We start from the raw sequence: 13902 nt of genomic DNA, 5'->3' as shown, positions 1-13902 counted from the left end.
ATCATGCTGGTAGGGGCGCGAAAAGTTGTTGAGGGGCAACCTTATGGGTATGCTATGCGGATCTAAAAGTATGCTTCGCGATTTTCACAAAGGACCACAGGCAGCCATGCAAGAGCAATACCGCCCGGAAGAGATAGAAACCCGCGTCCAACAACACTGGGACGAAAACGAAACCTTTAAAGTGACCGAGCAGGAAGGCAAAGAGAAGTACTACTGCCTTTCCATGCTGCCCTATCCTTCTGGCCGCCTACACATGGGCCACGTGCGTAACTACACCATTGGCGATGTGATTGCGCGCTATCAGCGTATGCTCGGCAAAAACGTGCTGCAGCCAATCGGTTGGGATGCGTTTGGACTGCCAGCAGAAGGTGCCGCAGTGAAAAACAACACTGCGCCTGCGCCGTGGACATACGACAACATCGCATACATGAAGAACCAGCTTAAATTGCTGGGCTTTGGCTATGACTGGAGCCGTGAACTGGCAACCTGTCAGCCAGAATACTATCGCTGGGAGCAGTGGTTCTTCACCAAGCTGTATGAAAAAGGCATGGTCTATAAAAAGACTTCAGCCGTGAACTGGTGTCCGAACGATCAGACCGTACTGGCCAACGAACAGGTTATTGATGGCTGCTGCTGGCGCTGTGACACCAAAGTTGAGCGCAAAGAAATTCCACAGTGGTTCGTCAAAATCACTGCCTATGCGGAAGAACTGCTGAACGATCTCGACAATCTTGAAGATTGGCCAGAGCAGGTCAAAACCATGCAGCGCAACTGGATTGGCCGCTCTGAAGGCGTAGAGATCACCTTCGACGTCGCCAACAGTGCTGAGAAGCTGACAGTTTACACCACGCGTCCTGACACCTTTATGGGGGCGACTTACGTCGCTGTCGCCGCCGGTCATCCGCTGGCACAGCAGGCTGCCGCCACCAATCCTGGCCTGGCTGAGTTCATCGACGAATGCCGCACCACCAAAGTGGCCGAAGCCGACATGGCAACGATGGAGAAGAAAGGCGTAGCCACCGGCCTGTTTGCCATCCATCCGCTGACCGGTGAAGAAATTCCGGTTTGGGTAGCCAACTTCGTACTGATGGAGTACGGCACTGGCGCAGTCATGGCGGTTCCAGGCCACGATCAGCGCGACTGGGAATTTGCCACTAAATACAATCTGAACATCAAGCCAGTGATCCTGAATCTGGACGGTTCAGAGCCAGATATCAGCACCGCAGCAATGACCGAGAAAGGTTCTCTGTTCAACTCTGGCGAATACAACGGCTTGGATCATCAGGCAGGCTTCAACGCTATTGCTGATGCGCTGGCCGCAAAAGGTGTGGGCGTGCGTAAGGTAAATTACCGTCTGCGCGACTGGGGTGTTTCTCGTCAGCGTTACTGGGGCGCGCCAATTCCAATGGTGACGCTGGAAGATGGCACCGTAATGCCAACGCCAGAAGATCAGCTGCCGGTCATCCTGCCAGAAGACGTGGTCATGGATGGCATCACTAGTCCGATTAAAGCCGATCCTGAGTGGGCAAAAACCACCGTTAACGGCCAGCCAGCGCTGCGTGAAACCGACACCTTTGACACCTTTATGGAGTCATCGTGGTACTACGCGCGTTACACCTGCACAAACTACCACGAAGGCATGCTGGATCCGGCGGCGGCAAACTATTGGCTGCCGGTCGATCAGTATGTTGGTGGTATCGAACACGCCATCATGCATCTGTTGTACTTCCGCTTCTATCACAAACTGCTGCGTGATGCAGGCCTGGTCAACTCGGATGAGCCAGCCAAACGCCTGCTGTGCCAGGGTATGGTGCTGGCTGATGCGTTCTATTATCACGGCGTGAATGGCGAGCGTAACTGGGTATCTCCGGTTGACGTCACCGTTGAGCGTGATGAGAAAGGCCGCATCATAAAAGCCACCGATACCGAAGGCCGTGAGGTGGTTTACGCTGGTATGAGTAAAATGTCGAAGTCGAAAAACAACGGCATCGATCCACAGCTGATGGTTGAGCGCTACGGTGCAGATACCGTTCGCCTGTTCATGATGTTTGCTTCTCCAGCAGAGATGACGCTGGAGTGGCAGGAATCAGGCGTTGAAGGGGCTAACCGCTTCCTGAAGCGCGTGTGGAAACTGGCTTACGAGCACGTTGCCAAAGGCGCGACCGTGGCGCTCGATGTCAACAGCCTGAATGACGACCAGAAAGCACTGCGCCGCGATCTGCACAAAACTATCGCTAAAGTGGCGGATGATGTGGGTCGTCGTCAGACGTTTAATACCGCTATCGCCGCCATCATGGAGCTGATGAATAAGCTGATTCGTGCCCCGCAGGAAGGCGAGCAGGATCGTGCACTGTTGCAGGAAGCGCTGATGGCTGTAACGCGTCTGCTCTATCCGTTCACCCCGCACGCTAGCTACGTATTGTGGCAGGCGCTCGGCGGCGAAGGCAGCATTGATGAAGCCAGCTGGCCGGTGGCTGATGAAGCGGCCATGGAGGAAGATTCTCTGCTGGTCGTGGTGCAGGTGAATGGCAAAGTGCGCGGTAAGATTACCGTTGCAACTGATGCCACGCAGGAACAGGTGCAGGCGCGCGCTGCGCAGGAGCATTTGGTGGCGAAATATCTGGATGGCGTCACCATTCGTAAAGTGATTTATGTCCCTGGCAAACTGCTTAACCTGGTCGTGGGTTAAGTTCAGGAGGAACTGTGCGACAACTGATTATCAGGCTGTTTGTCCTGCTTGCGGTAATGATTACCGCAGGCTGTGGTTTTCACCCGCGCGGCACCACATCGGTGCCGGCCGAGATGAAAACACTCATCGTCCAAAGTGGCGACCCGTATGGTCCACTGTCACGTGCCGTGCGCCAGCAGCTACGCATCAACAATGTGAACATCATTGAAGACAGCAAAGCGGCCAGCGCTAAGTACCCAACGCTGCGCCTGGGTGCGGAAGGCCAGGGACGTGATACCGCATCGGTGTTTATCAGCGGAACCACCGCGGAATACTCACTGGTGATGACGGTAACCGCCCAGGTTCTGCTGCCGGGTAAAGGAATCTATCCAATCAGCACTACCGTGTATCGTTCTTTCTTCGACAACCCGAACGCCGCACTGGCCAAGGATGCGGAGCAGGACATGATTGTGCAGGAGATGCGCCAGCGCGCGGCCGAGCAGCTAGTGCGTAAATTGCTTACCGTTCACGCCGCGCAGGAAAGCAACAAAGAGACCTTACCGCAGCCTGAGACGATTGCACCGGGAGAGAATTCACCGGAAGTGTCTTCTTCGTCAGCTACCAGTCTGCAATGATCAGGATTTATCCTGAACAACTGAGCGCGCAGCTTCGTGAGGGGCTGCGCGCCTGTTATTTTCTCACCGGTAATGAACCGCTGCTGATTCAGGAAAGCGCCGATGCTATCCGCGCAACGGCCATTGCGCAGGGGTTTGAAGAACATTTTAGCGTCACCGTGGATGCGCAAACTGACTGGGATGCCCTTTTTGTCAGCTGCCAGTCACTTAGCCTTTTTACCCAACGCCAAACCTTAACGCTGCAACTGCCAGAAAATGGGCCAAACGCGGCCATTGCTGACCAGCTGATAAAACTGGCTACGCTACTGCACAGCGACATTCTGCTAGTGCTTCGCATGGCGAAGTTAACCAAAGCCCAGGAGAACAGCGCCTGGTTCAAAGCACTGAGTGCGCAGTCGGTGTTAGTTCCCTGTCAGACGCCGGAACAGGCTCAGCTGCCGCGTTGGGTCGCCGGCCGCGCCAGAGCGATGAAACTCAACGTTGATGACGCCGCCATTCAGTTGCTCTGCTACTGCTATGAAGGTAATCTGCTGGCGCTGGCCCAGGCGTTAGAGCGCCTGTCGCTGCTGTGGCCAGATGGCAAACTGACGTTGCCGCGCGTAGAAGCCGCCGTTAACGACGCTGCGCACTTTACGCCATTCCACTGGGTTGATGCATTGCTGGCGGGTAAAAGCAAACGTGCCCTGCACATCCTGCATCAGCTGGAAAAAGAGGATAGCGAAGTGGTGATTCTGCTGCGTACGCTGCAACGCGACTTGCTCACGTTGCTCCATCTGCAGCGTAATCAGGCTAAACAAGCACTGCGCACGTTAATGGACCAGCAGCGTATTTGGCAAAATCGCCGCGCACTGTTTACCGAAGCACTGCAGCGCCTTGATGCGCGCCGTCTACAACGCGTGGTCCATCTGCTGGCAGAGCTGGAGCTGAGCATGAAGCAGGATTACGGGCAAAATCTCTGGCCGCAGCTTGAGACCTTGTCGCTGCTGCTCTGTCATCGTGATTTCCCCATAAGCTTTACCGATGTCTAAACTTTACGCCCTCTTTGGCGGCACTTTCGATCCTATTCATTATGGCCATCTGCGCCCGGTAGAAGCGCTGGCGCAGCAGGTGGGCCTGAAAAAAGTCACGCTGCTGCCAAATAATGTGCCACCCCATCGCCCGCAGCCCGAAGCCAGTGCCCAGCAGCGCGTGGCAATGTTGCGCTGTGCTATCGCCGATCGTCCGCTGTTTGAGATTGATACGCGCGAACTGGAACGTGACACGCCCTCATGGACGGTCGCCACGTTGGAAGCATTGCGTGCCGAGCGCGGCGCAGAACAGCCCCTCGCGTTTATCATTGGTCAGGATTCTCTGCTAACGTTAGCCAAATGGCATCGCTGGCAAGATCTGCTGTCGCTGTGTCATTTACTGGTGTGTAAACGTCCCGGCTATGCGACGCAGATGGATACACCAGAGATGCAGCGCTGGCTTGATGAGCATCTTGCCGATGACGTGCAGCAGCTGCATCACTCATCCGCTGGACGGATTTGGCTGGCCGATACGCCGCTGCTCAATATCTCCGCCACAGAGATCCGTCAGCGCCGCCACGCGGGCGCCTCGTGCGCTGATTTGCTGCCTGATGCAGTCATCGACTATATCGATAGCGTTGGCTTATATCGCGGTTGATCGCAGCATGCTATACTGCGCCGCTTCATTTTCGGCTACTTTTTTCCAATCGCTAGCCCGTCCGTAATCACCTGTTTTTAAGGGGAACCTTTTGCAAGGTAAAACACTCCAAGACTTCGTTATTGATAAGATTGATGATCTCAAAGGCCAGGACATCATTGCTATCGATGTTCAAGGCAAATCCAGCATCACCGATTGCATGATTATTTGCACCGGCACCTCGACGCGTCACGTCTCCTCAATCGCCGATCACGTGGTGCAGGAATCACGCGCTGCGGGCCTGAAACCGCTAGGTGTAGACAGTAAAACGGCCTCCGATTGGGTGGTGGTTGACCTCGGTGACGTGATTGTGCACGTGATGGAAGCAGAGAGCCGCCAGCTGTATGAGCTGGAAAAACTCTGGAGCTAAGCCTTGAAACTGCAGCTTGTGGCCGTCGGCACCAAAATGCCCGATTGGGTTCAGACCGGTTTCATGGAATATCTGCGCCGCTTCCCCAAAGATATGCCGTTTGAATTGATAGAAGTCACTGCCGGGAAACGCGGCAAGAACGCAGATATCAAACGCATTCTGGAAAAAGAGGGTGAAGCGATGCTGGCCGCCGTAGGTAAAGGAAATCGCATCGTCACGCTGGATATTCCAGGAAAACCGTGGGAAACGCCGCAGCTGGCGCAGCAGCTCGAACGCTGGAAGCAGGATGGTCGTGATGTCAGCCTGTTGATCGGCGGTCCGGAAGGCCTGGCGCCCGCATGCAAAGCCGCTGCCGAACAAAGCTGGTCGCTTTCCGCACTCACGTTGCCACATCCGTTGGTGCGTGTGCTGGTAGCAGAAAGCCTGTATCGTGCGTGGAGCATCACCACGAATCATCCTTATCATCGTGAATAAACGCCTGACAACCCCAGACAAAAAATGTAGCGGATGAAATTACAGAGCAACGCCTTTCGCGATTACACTGCCGAACAGAAACTTTTTGTCCGCCGAGCGTTGGTGGCCTTCTTTGGCATTCTGCTGCTCTCCAGCATACTGGTGGTCAATCTGTACCACCTGCAAATCCTGCGCTTTGACGACTACAGTACGCGTTCGAATGAAAACCGCATCAAACTGGTGCCGGTTGCGCCCAGCCGCGGCATTATTTTCGATCGGAATGGCGTGCCGTTGGCGTTGAACCGCACTATCTACCAGGCTGAACTGATGCCGGAAAAGGTCGAAAACCTGAAGCAGACCTTACAGGATCTGCGACCGGTACTGGATCTGACCGATGACGACATTGATGCCTTTGAAAAAGAGCGCAAACGCTCGCGTCGCTTTACCTCAATTCCGGTAAAAATCGGTTTGAACGAGGTGCAGGTAGCACGTTTCGCCGTCAATCAATACCGTTTTCCTGGCGTGGAAGTGAAAGGCTATCAACGCCGCTACTATCCTTACGGCCAGACGCTGACCCATGTGGTCGGCTATGTATCTAAAATCAACGATCGTGATGTGACGCGTCTCGATCAGGAAGGAAAATGGCCAAACTATGCGGCAACGCATGATATCGGCAAGCTCGGCATTGAGAATTACTACGAAGATGTGCTGCACGGCAAAACCGGCTACGAAGAGGTTGAGGTTAACAACCGTGGCCGCGTGATCCGTCAGCTGCACGAGCAGTCGCCGCAGGCCGGACGCGATATTTATCTGACGGTAGACCTCAAGCTGCAACAGTACATCGAAACGTTACTGACCGGCAGCCGCGCGGCGGTGGTGGTGAGCGACCCACGTACCGGCGAAATCCTCGCGTTAGTATCAACGCCCAGCTATGACCCGAACCTGTTTGTCGACGGCATCACCAGCAAAGATTATAAAGCGCTGCTAAGCGACGAAAACCGTCCGCTGTATAACCGTGCGCTGCAGGCCTCCTATCCACCGGCTTCCACCGTTAAACCTTACGTTGCCGTCTCGGCGTTAAGCGCGGGCGTCATTAATCGCAATACCAGCCTGTTCGATCCCGGCTGGTGGCAGTTGCCGGGTTCGGAAAAGCGCTACCGTGACTGGAAAAAATGGGGTCATGGCCGTCTGAACGTGACGAAATCGCTAGAAGAGTCAGCGGATACCTTCTTCTATCAGGTCGCATATGACATGGGCATCGATCGCCTTTCAGAATGGATGACCAAGTTCGGTTACGGCCATCGTACCGGCATCGATCTGCCGCAGGAGAGCGCGGGCAACATGCCGACGCGTGAATGGAAACTTAAGCGTTTCAAAAAACCCTGGTATCAGGGTGACACCATTCCCGTTGGCATCGGTCAGGGTTACTGGACCGCCACGCCGATACAGATGAACAAAGCGATGATGATTCTGATTAACGATGGCGTGATTAAGGTGCCGCATCTGCTGCGCGCCACTCGTGAAGGGCAGACCATGGTGCCTTATCGCCAGCCGCCGGATGCGCCGATTGGCGACATTCACTCTGGCTACTGGGAAATTGCCAAAGACGGTATGTATGGCGTCGCAAACCGCGCCAACGGAACGGCGCATAAAAGCTTTGCCGATGCGCCGTATAAAATCGCCGCCAAGTCCGGTACAGCGCAGGTCTTCGGCCTGAAAGAGAATGAGACCTATAACGCACACAAGATTGCTGAACGTTTACGCGACCACAAATTGATGACGGCTTTCGCACCGTACGATAAGCCGCGCGTGGCGGTCACTATGATTCTGGAAAACGGCGGTGCGGGCCCGGCAGTGGGCACCGTGATGCGCCAGATTCTCGACCACATTATGTTAGGCGACAACAATACCGTGCTGCCAGAAGCCGCACCGACGCCGCCCGGCTACGAAGGTGAATAAAGATGTCCATGAACGATAATCCGCAGAAAAGGTCGATCTGGACGCGTATCCATATTGACCCGTTATTTATGCTGATCATTCTCAGCCTGCTGGCCTATAGCGCCGTCGTCATCTGGAGCGCCAGCGGACAGGACCCGGGCATGACTGAGCGCAAGTTCGGACAAATAGCCATGGGTATTGTGATCATGCTGGTGCTGGCGCAGGTGCCGCCACGCGTCTATGAAAGCTGGGCGCCCTACCTCTACATTGTCTGCGTGATTTTGCTGGTCGCGGTCGATGCCTTTGGCCATATCAGTAAAGGCGCGCAGCGCTGGCTCGATCTCGGTTTCGTGCGTTTTCAGCCCTCGGAAATTGCCAAGATTGCCGTGCCGCTGATGGTGGCGCGCTTTATCAACCGCGATGTGTGCCCGCCAACGCTGAAAAATACCGGCATCGCACTGGTGCTGATTTTCATGCCCACGCTGCTGGTGGCGGCGCAACCTGACCTCGGCACCTCGATTCTGATCGCCGCATCCGGTCTGTTTGTCCTGTTCTTATCCGGTATGAGCTGGAAGCTGATTGGCGTGGCAGTGCTATTAGTGGCAGCTTTCATCCCCATTCTGTGGTTCTTCCTGATGCATGATTATCAACGTGACCGCGTGATGATGCTGCTGGATCCGGAAAGCGATCCGCTTGGCGCTGGTTACCACATCATTCAGTCGAAAATTGCCATCGGCTCGGGCGGCCTGCGCGGTAAGGGCTGGCTACACGGTACGCAGTCTCAGCTGGAGTTCCTGCCTGAGCGCCATACCGACTTTATCTTTGCGGTGTTAGCGGAAGAGCTCGGCCTGGTTGGCGTATTGTTATTGCTGGTACTCTATTTGCTGCTGATTATGCGCGGCCTGATTATCGCCGCTCGCGCGCAAACGACCTTTGGCCGCGTAATGGCTGGCGGTTTGATGCTGATTTTATTCGTTTATGTTTTCGTTAACATTGGCATGGTAAGTGGTATCTTACCGGTGGTTGGCGTACCGCTGCCGCTGGTGAGTTACGGCGGATCGGCATTGATTGTGTTAATGGCTGGGTTTGGCATCGTGATGTCGATCCATACTCATCGAAAAATGTTATCTAAAAGCGTTTAAGAGGCTGCACATGCGTAAGGACTGGCTTGGGGTTGCACTGGCATCATTGGTACTGGCTGCCTGTTCCACACCGGAACCGCAGAATAACACTGCGCCACCGCAACCGGCCTATAACGGCCCGGTGGTGGAAATCCCCGGCGTAGAACCGCGTTATGAACCGATCAATCCTTCTACCAGCCAGGATTACAGCGTCAATGGTAAAAGTTACCGCGTGATTAAGGATCCGTCGAACTACAGCGAAGTGGGTTTGGCGACCTGGTATGGCGATGAAGCACAAGGTAATCGCACCGCTATCGGTGAATCTTACGACCCTGAAGCAATGACCGCCGCGCATCCCACGCTGCCACTGCCAAGCTATGTGCGCGTGACCAACCTCGCTAACGGCCGCCAAATTGTGGTACGGGTTAACGATCGGGGTCCTTACACGCCGGGACGTATTATTGACCTGTCGCGAGCCGCAGGCGATCGCCTGAATATTTCCAACAACACCCGCGTGCGTGTTGATTACATTAAAGTGGCACCCGATGGTTCCGTCTCCGGGCCCGGAACCATTGGCACTACCGTTGCCAAACAGAGCTACGCCCTGCCCGCTCGTCCAGACCTGGGTGGCGGGGTCATGACCGGTGGCAGTGCCCCCGCGCCTGCACCGCAAGATGTACGCCCCGTGGATAACAGTACGCTGCAAAGTAATGGCAACATGGGCGCCCCCGTGCAGAGCAGTGGTTTTCTTGGCGCACCGCAGCCCTTAGCCAACGGCGTGCTGGAAGGCAGCGAACCGCCGCCAGCGGCACCGGTTCCCTCGTCACCAGCAGCAGCAGCAAGTGCCGCACCCGCCAGCAGCCAAAATGCCCATGCAGGCAGCGGCTATGTGGTGCAGGTTGGTGCCATTAACGATGCCACGCGTGCGCGTCAGCTGGCGGATAGCCTGGGCAAACGCTTTGGCGTACCGGGTGCAGTTGAAGCCAATGGCAACGTCTATCGCATCCAGCTTGGTGGCTTTAAAAGCCGCGCCGATGCAGTTGCGTTGCAGCAGCGCCTGAACACGGAAGCGCAAATGAGCTCATTTATTACCACTGCCCGTCCTTCGATGTAACGGACAGTGACATTTCCTGCTGAAACTGATTTGCAAAGCAAGATGTCGCCCGATCGGACGTTTGCTATAGTTAGGCACTTTTTTCACTCTAAACCCACGGATGTTGTAGTCCTGAACATGAATACGCTGAAACCTTCTCGTTTTCTGAAACGCCTGACAGTGGGATCACTGATCGCCCTTTCTCTCAGCCACGTCGCTTTTGCGGACGATGTGAACCTTAAGACTATGATTCCGGGCGTGCCGGACATTGATGCCGAAGCTTATGTGCTGATCGACTATAACTCCGGTAAAGTGCTGGCCGAAAAGAACGCGGATGCACGTCGCGATCCGGCGAGCCTGACCAAAATGATGACCAGCTACGTGATTGGTCAGGCGGTCAAGGCGGGCAAAATCCATAACGATGACATCGTTACCGTGGGAAAAGATGCCTGGGCTACCGGTAATCCCGTATTCAAAGGTTCATCGCTGATGTTCCTCAAACCGGGCGATCGCGTACCGGTTTCACAGCTAACGCGCGGTATCGTGCTGCAGTCGGGGAACGATGCCTGCGTAGCCATGGCTGACTACGTCGCAGGTAGCCAGGATGCATTCGTCAACCTAATGAACAACTACGTTGGTGCGCTGGGCCTGAAAAACACCCACTTCCAGACCGTGCATGGTTTGGATGCAGAAGGCCAATATAGCTCGCCGCGCGATATGGCGTTGATCGGTCAGGCGCTGATCCGTGACGTACCGGATGAGTATGCGGTTTACCGTGAAAAAGATTTCACCTTCAATAATATCCGCCAGACCAACCGTAATGGTTTGTTGTGGGATACCAGCCTGAACGTTGATGGCATCAAAACCGGTCATACGGATGCAGCAGGCTACAACCTGGTGGCCTCTGCAACAGAAGGCCAGATGCGTTTGATCTCAGCGGTAATGGGCGGCCGTACCTATAAAGGTCGTGAAACCGAAAGTAAAAAACTGCTGACATGGGGCTTCCGCTTCTTCGAAACGGTGGCGCCACTGAAAGCTGGCAAAGAGTTCGCCTCTGAACCGGTTTGGTTTGGTAATAGCGATCGTGTGCAGCTCGGCGTGGAAAAAGATGCCTATCTGACCATCCCGCGTGGCCGCATGAAAGATCTGAAAGCCAGCTATGTGCTGAACAACACCGAACTGCACGCACCGCTGCAGAAAAATCAGGTGGTTGGCAGCATCAACTTCCAGCTTGATGGCAAAACCGTTGAGCAGCGTCCGTTGGTGGTGTTGAACGAAGTACAGGAAGGCGGTTTCTTCGGCCGCATTATTGATTACATCAAATTAATGTTCCATCACTGGTTCGGCTAAGGCGCGCTTGAAAAAACGCCAATTTGCCCCCAAATAAGTTACTATCTTTGCTCCCGCCCCGGCGGGAGCCTGTTTTTTTAAGCACCGGAGTGAATCTATGAAAACCAAATTGAATGAACTGCTCGAATTCCCTACCCCTTTTACCTATAAAGTGATGGGTTTGGCGCAGCCGGAGCTGGTTGATCAAGTGGTTGAAGTGGTGCAGCGCCACGCGCCAGGCGATTACAAACCTGACGTTAAACCAAGCAGCAAAGGCAACTATCACTCAGTGTCGATTACCATCACCGCCACCCACATTGAGCAAGTTGAAACCTTGTACGAAGAGCTGGGCAATATCGAAATCGTGCGTATGGTGCTGTAATTCTGGCGCTGGCAAAGTCCACTTTGCCAGCGTTATACTCTGCCCTCCACTCTCTATCGGATCTTCGCTTTGTCAGCTAATACGCTTCTTGTTCGTCAACTCGGCCAGCGCGATTGGCAACCCATCTCAGATGCGATGCATCACTTCACCGATCGGCGCGACAGCACCACGGCCGATGAAATTTGGCTGGTTGAGCATCATCCCGTGTTTACTCAAGGCCAGGCAGGCAAAGCGGAACATTTGCTGATGCCGGGCGATATTCCGGTGGTACAAAGCGATCGTGGCGGCCAGGTCACCTATCACGGGCCAGGCCAACAGGTGATGTATGTGCTGATTGACGTGAAACGCCGCAAGATGGGCGTACGTGAATTAGTGACAGCGTTAGAAGAGACGGTAATTGCGACGCTGGCCGACTATGGCATTAACGCTCGTGCTCGCGCGGATGCGCCGGGCGTGTATGTTGGCGATGACAAGATTTGCTCGCTCGGTCTGCGCATTCGCAAAGGCTGCTCATTTCATGGTTTGGCGCTCAATGTGGCGATGGATTTAGCCCCCTTCTTACGCATCAATCCCTGCGGATATGCGGGCATGCAGATGACGCAACTCAGCCAGTTCCAGCCAGGCGTTACGCCCGCAGATGTACAGCCGCCACTGGTCGCGCATTTTGCGCGTTTAACCGGATTTAGCCAGCTGGAATGGCGCAGTGAGGACGCGATTCAACCTTGACTGTACGTGCGAATTTACAAAATTGTAACTTTTGCACCGGCTAATCGGCTGCTTATGAGCAGACGAGATGATATAATTTTTGCCATATTTTCAAAAAAAGTTGAAAGCCTGGTTCTCAGTTTGAGTGAGGAAGCTTTCAAATCGCAATCCCGACCGGAACCTGCAGATTTATGAGTAAACCAATTCAGATGGAACGTGGCGTCAAGTATCGCGATGCCGACAAAATGGCGCTCATCCCGGTGAAAACCGTGGTGGTTGAGCGTGAAGAAATTCTGCGTAAGCCGGAATGGATGAAGATCAAACTGCCTGCGGATTCAAGCCGCATTCAGGGCATCAAAGCCGCGATGCGTAAAAATGGTCTGCACTCGGTGTGCGAAGAAGCCTCTTGCCCTAACCTCGCAGAGTGTTTTAACCACGGTACCGCAACCTTTATGATTCTCGGCGCAATCTGTACCCGTCGCTGCCCCTTCTGCGATGTGGCACATGGCCGTCCAAATATGCCGGATGCCAACGAACCGCTGAAACTGGCACAAACCATCGCCGATATGGCGCTGCGTTATGTGGTTATCACGTCTGTGGATCGTGATGACCTGCGTGACGGCGGTGCACAGCACTTTGCCGACTGCATCACGGCCATTCGCGAAAAAAGCCCAACCATCAAAATTGAAACGCTGGTGCCTGACTTCCGTGGTCGTATGGATCGTGCGCTGGAAATTCTTAATGCCACGCCACCGGATGTGTTCAACCACAACCTGGAAAACGTACCGCGCGTTTACCGTCAGGTACGCCCTGGTGCGAACTATGATTGGTCACTGAAATTGCTGGAGCGTTTTAAAGAAGCGCATCCGGAAATTCCAACCAAATCAGGTTTGATGGTTGGCCTTGGCGAAACGAATGCCGAAATCATTGAAGTGATGCGCGATTTGCGTCGCCACGGCGTCACTATGCTGACGCTGGGACAGTATTTGCAGCCAAGCCGTCATCACTTGCCCGTGCAACGTTATGTCAGTCCAGCTGAGTTTGACGAGATGAAAGAAGAAGCGATGGCGATGGGCTTCACCCATGCGGCCTGCGGCCCGTTTGTACGCTCTTCGTATCACGCTGACATGCAGGCAAAAGGCCTGGAAGTGAAATAATATTGCGTCTTCAAAACGCGCTATGAGATAAAAAACAAAAACCAGACTGGCAACAGCCTGGTTTTTTATCAACGTAATAAATACTTACACTTATTGACCTTCAGCGCAGTAATTACTCTTTGTGGCTTACCCGATCGGCGGGCACTTCTTCAGCGCTACTTTTGGATGCGCCGGATTCATCATCTTTCATGGCTTTTTTAAAGCCTTTGATTGCGGAACCCAGATCGCCACCCAGTGAACGTAACTTGTTGGTGCCAAAAAGCAGTACGATGAGCGCACCGATGATCAGCAGTTTGGCAATACTGATACCTTCCATAATTTACCTTTCAACCATTGTGAAAAACGGA

At 54.2% G+C, this 13902-nt stretch carries 14 protein-coding genes; 13 read left to right on the top strand and 1 reads right to left on the bottom strand.

Translation table 11 applies throughout. The features are described from left to right. Positions 1 to 106: 106 nt before the first annotated feature. The 13 genes from leuS (at position 107) to lipA (ending at position 13555) form a co-directional block, all read left to right on the top strand. Positions 107 to 2689 carry a leucine--tRNA ligase gene (gene leuS, locus ACIP6T_RS01575; protein ID WP_400455024.1) on the top strand — a complete coding sequence of 861 codons (2583 nt, stop codon included), beginning with the start codon at positions 107 to 109 and terminating at the stop codon, positions 2687 to 2689. Positions 2690 to 2703: 14 nt separating this feature from the next. Then, positions 2704 to 3303, top strand: coding sequence for an LPS assembly lipoprotein LptE (gene lptE / locus ACIP6T_RS01570; protein WP_097094589.1), 600 nt, complete (start codon positions 2704 to 2706; stop codon positions 3301 to 3303). Continuing rightward, positions 3300 to 4331, top strand: coding sequence for a DNA polymerase III subunit delta (gene holA / locus ACIP6T_RS01565; protein WP_400455021.1), 1032 nt, complete (start codon positions 3300 to 3302; stop codon positions 4329 to 4331). The genes lptE and holA overlap by 4 nt, the downstream gene beginning before the upstream one ends. Then, positions 4324 to 4968 (top strand): nicotinate-nucleotide adenylyltransferase, encoded by a 645-nt coding sequence (gene nadD, locus ACIP6T_RS01560; RefSeq protein ID WP_345827088.1) that lies wholly within the window; start codon positions 4324 to 4326, stop codon positions 4966 to 4968. The genes holA and nadD overlap by 8 nt, the downstream gene beginning before the upstream one ends. A gap of 91 nt (positions 4969 to 5059) precedes the next feature. After that, the gene (gene rsfS, locus ACIP6T_RS01555) at positions 5060 to 5377 is read left to right on the top strand and encodes a ribosome silencing factor (RefSeq protein ID WP_097094592.1); all 318 of its coding nucleotides are present in this window, start codon (positions 5060 to 5062) and stop codon (positions 5375 to 5377) included. Positions 5378 to 5380: 3 nt separating this feature from the next. Then, complete coding sequence (gene rlmH / locus ACIP6T_RS01550) at positions 5381 to 5851, top strand: 23S rRNA (pseudouridine(1915)-N(3))-methyltransferase RlmH (RefSeq protein ID WP_097094593.1); 471 nt, start codon at positions 5381 to 5383, stop codon at positions 5849 to 5851. 33 nt (positions 5852 to 5884) lie between these two features. Then, on the top strand, positions 5885 to 7789 hold the full coding sequence (mrdA, locus tag ACIP6T_RS01545; RefSeq protein ID WP_097094594.1) for a peptidoglycan DD-transpeptidase MrdA: 1905 nt from the start codon (positions 5885 to 5887) through the stop codon (positions 7787 to 7789). Between the two features lie 8 nt (positions 7790 to 7797). Continuing rightward, entirely contained in the window at positions 7798 to 8910 is a 1113-nt protein-coding gene (gene mrdB, locus ACIP6T_RS01540) for a peptidoglycan glycosyltransferase MrdB (protein WP_097097572.1), read from the top strand. A 10-nt stretch (positions 8911 to 8920) separates the two neighbouring features. Further along, positions 8921 to 10003 (top strand): endolytic peptidoglycan transglycosylase RlpA, encoded by a 1083-nt coding sequence (gene rlpA, locus ACIP6T_RS01535; RefSeq protein ID WP_400455017.1) that lies wholly within the window; start codon positions 8921 to 8923, stop codon positions 10001 to 10003. 117 nt (positions 10004 to 10120) lie between these two features. After that, complete coding sequence (gene dacA / locus ACIP6T_RS01530; RefSeq protein ID WP_007890701.1) at positions 10121 to 11332, top strand: D-alanyl-D-alanine carboxypeptidase DacA; 1212 nt, start codon at positions 10121 to 10123, stop codon at positions 11330 to 11332. A 97-nt stretch (positions 11333 to 11429) separates the two neighbouring features. Further along, a complete protein-coding gene (gene ybeD, locus ACIP6T_RS01525; protein WP_097094596.1) occupies positions 11430 to 11693 on the top strand; it encodes a DUF493 family protein YbeD in 264 nt (87 codons plus the stop codon). Between the two features lie 69 nt (positions 11694 to 11762). Beyond that, entirely contained in the window at positions 11763 to 12419 is a 657-nt protein-coding gene (gene lipB / locus ACIP6T_RS01520) for a lipoyl(octanoyl) transferase LipB (protein WP_345827091.1), read from the top strand. Positions 12420 to 12589: 170 nt separating this feature from the next. Beyond that, positions 12590 to 13555 carry a lipoyl synthase gene (lipA, locus tag ACIP6T_RS01515; RefSeq protein ID WP_097094598.1) on the top strand — a complete coding sequence of 322 codons (966 nt, stop codon included), beginning with the start codon at positions 12590 to 12592 and terminating at the stop codon, positions 13553 to 13555. Between the two features lie 112 nt (positions 13556 to 13667). On the opposite strand, the gene tatE is transcribed toward lipA, so the two are convergent. Then, positions 13668 to 13871, bottom strand: coding sequence for a twin-arginine translocase subunit TatE (gene tatE / locus ACIP6T_RS01510; protein ID WP_345827092.1), 204 nt, complete (start codon positions 13869 to 13871; stop codon positions 13668 to 13670). Positions 13872 to 13902: the final 31 nt, after the last annotated feature.

Source organism: Pantoea sp. NPDC088449, assembly GCF_044753225.1.
Classification (GTDB): Bacteria; Pseudomonadota; Gammaproteobacteria; order Enterobacterales; family Enterobacteriaceae; genus Pantoea; species Pantoea floridensis.
The sequence above is the reverse complement of the archived record's forward strand: the minus strand, read 5'-3'. Positions and strand labels throughout refer to the sequence as shown.

Bases quoted from the DNA above. Each gene is read 5' to 3' on its own strand.
- mrdA (WP_097094594.1), top strand. From the start codon at position 5,885: ATGAAATTACAGAGCAACGCCTTTCGCGATTACACTGCCGAACAGAAA.
- tatE (WP_345827092.1), bottom strand. From the start codon at position 13,871: ATGGAAGGTATCAGTATTGCCAAACTGCTGATCATCGGTGCGCTCATC.
- ybeD (WP_097094596.1), top strand. From the start codon at position 11,430: ATGAAAACCAAATTGAATGAACTGCTCGAATTCCCTACCCCTTTTACC.
- holA (WP_400455021.1), top strand. From the start codon at position 3,300: ATGATCAGGATTTATCCTGAACAACTGAGCGCGCAGCTTCGTGAGGGG.
- mrdB (WP_097097572.1), top strand. From the start codon at position 7,798: ATGAACGATAATCCGCAGAAAAGGTCGATCTGGACGCGTATCCATATT.
- dacA (WP_007890701.1), top strand. From the start codon at position 10,121: ATGAATACGCTGAAACCTTCTCGTTTTCTGAAACGCCTGACAGTGGGA.
- rlpA (WP_400455017.1), top strand. From the start codon at position 8,921: ATGCGTAAGGACTGGCTTGGGGTTGCACTGGCATCATTGGTACTGGCT.
- nadD (WP_345827088.1), top strand. From the start codon at position 4,324: ATGTCTAAACTTTACGCCCTCTTTGGCGGCACTTTCGATCCTATTCAT.
- leuS (WP_400455024.1), top strand. From the start codon at position 107: ATGCAAGAGCAATACCGCCCGGAAGAGATAGAAACCCGCGTCCAACAA.
- lipA (WP_097094598.1), top strand. From the start codon at position 12,590: ATGAGTAAACCAATTCAGATGGAACGTGGCGTCAAGTATCGCGATGCC.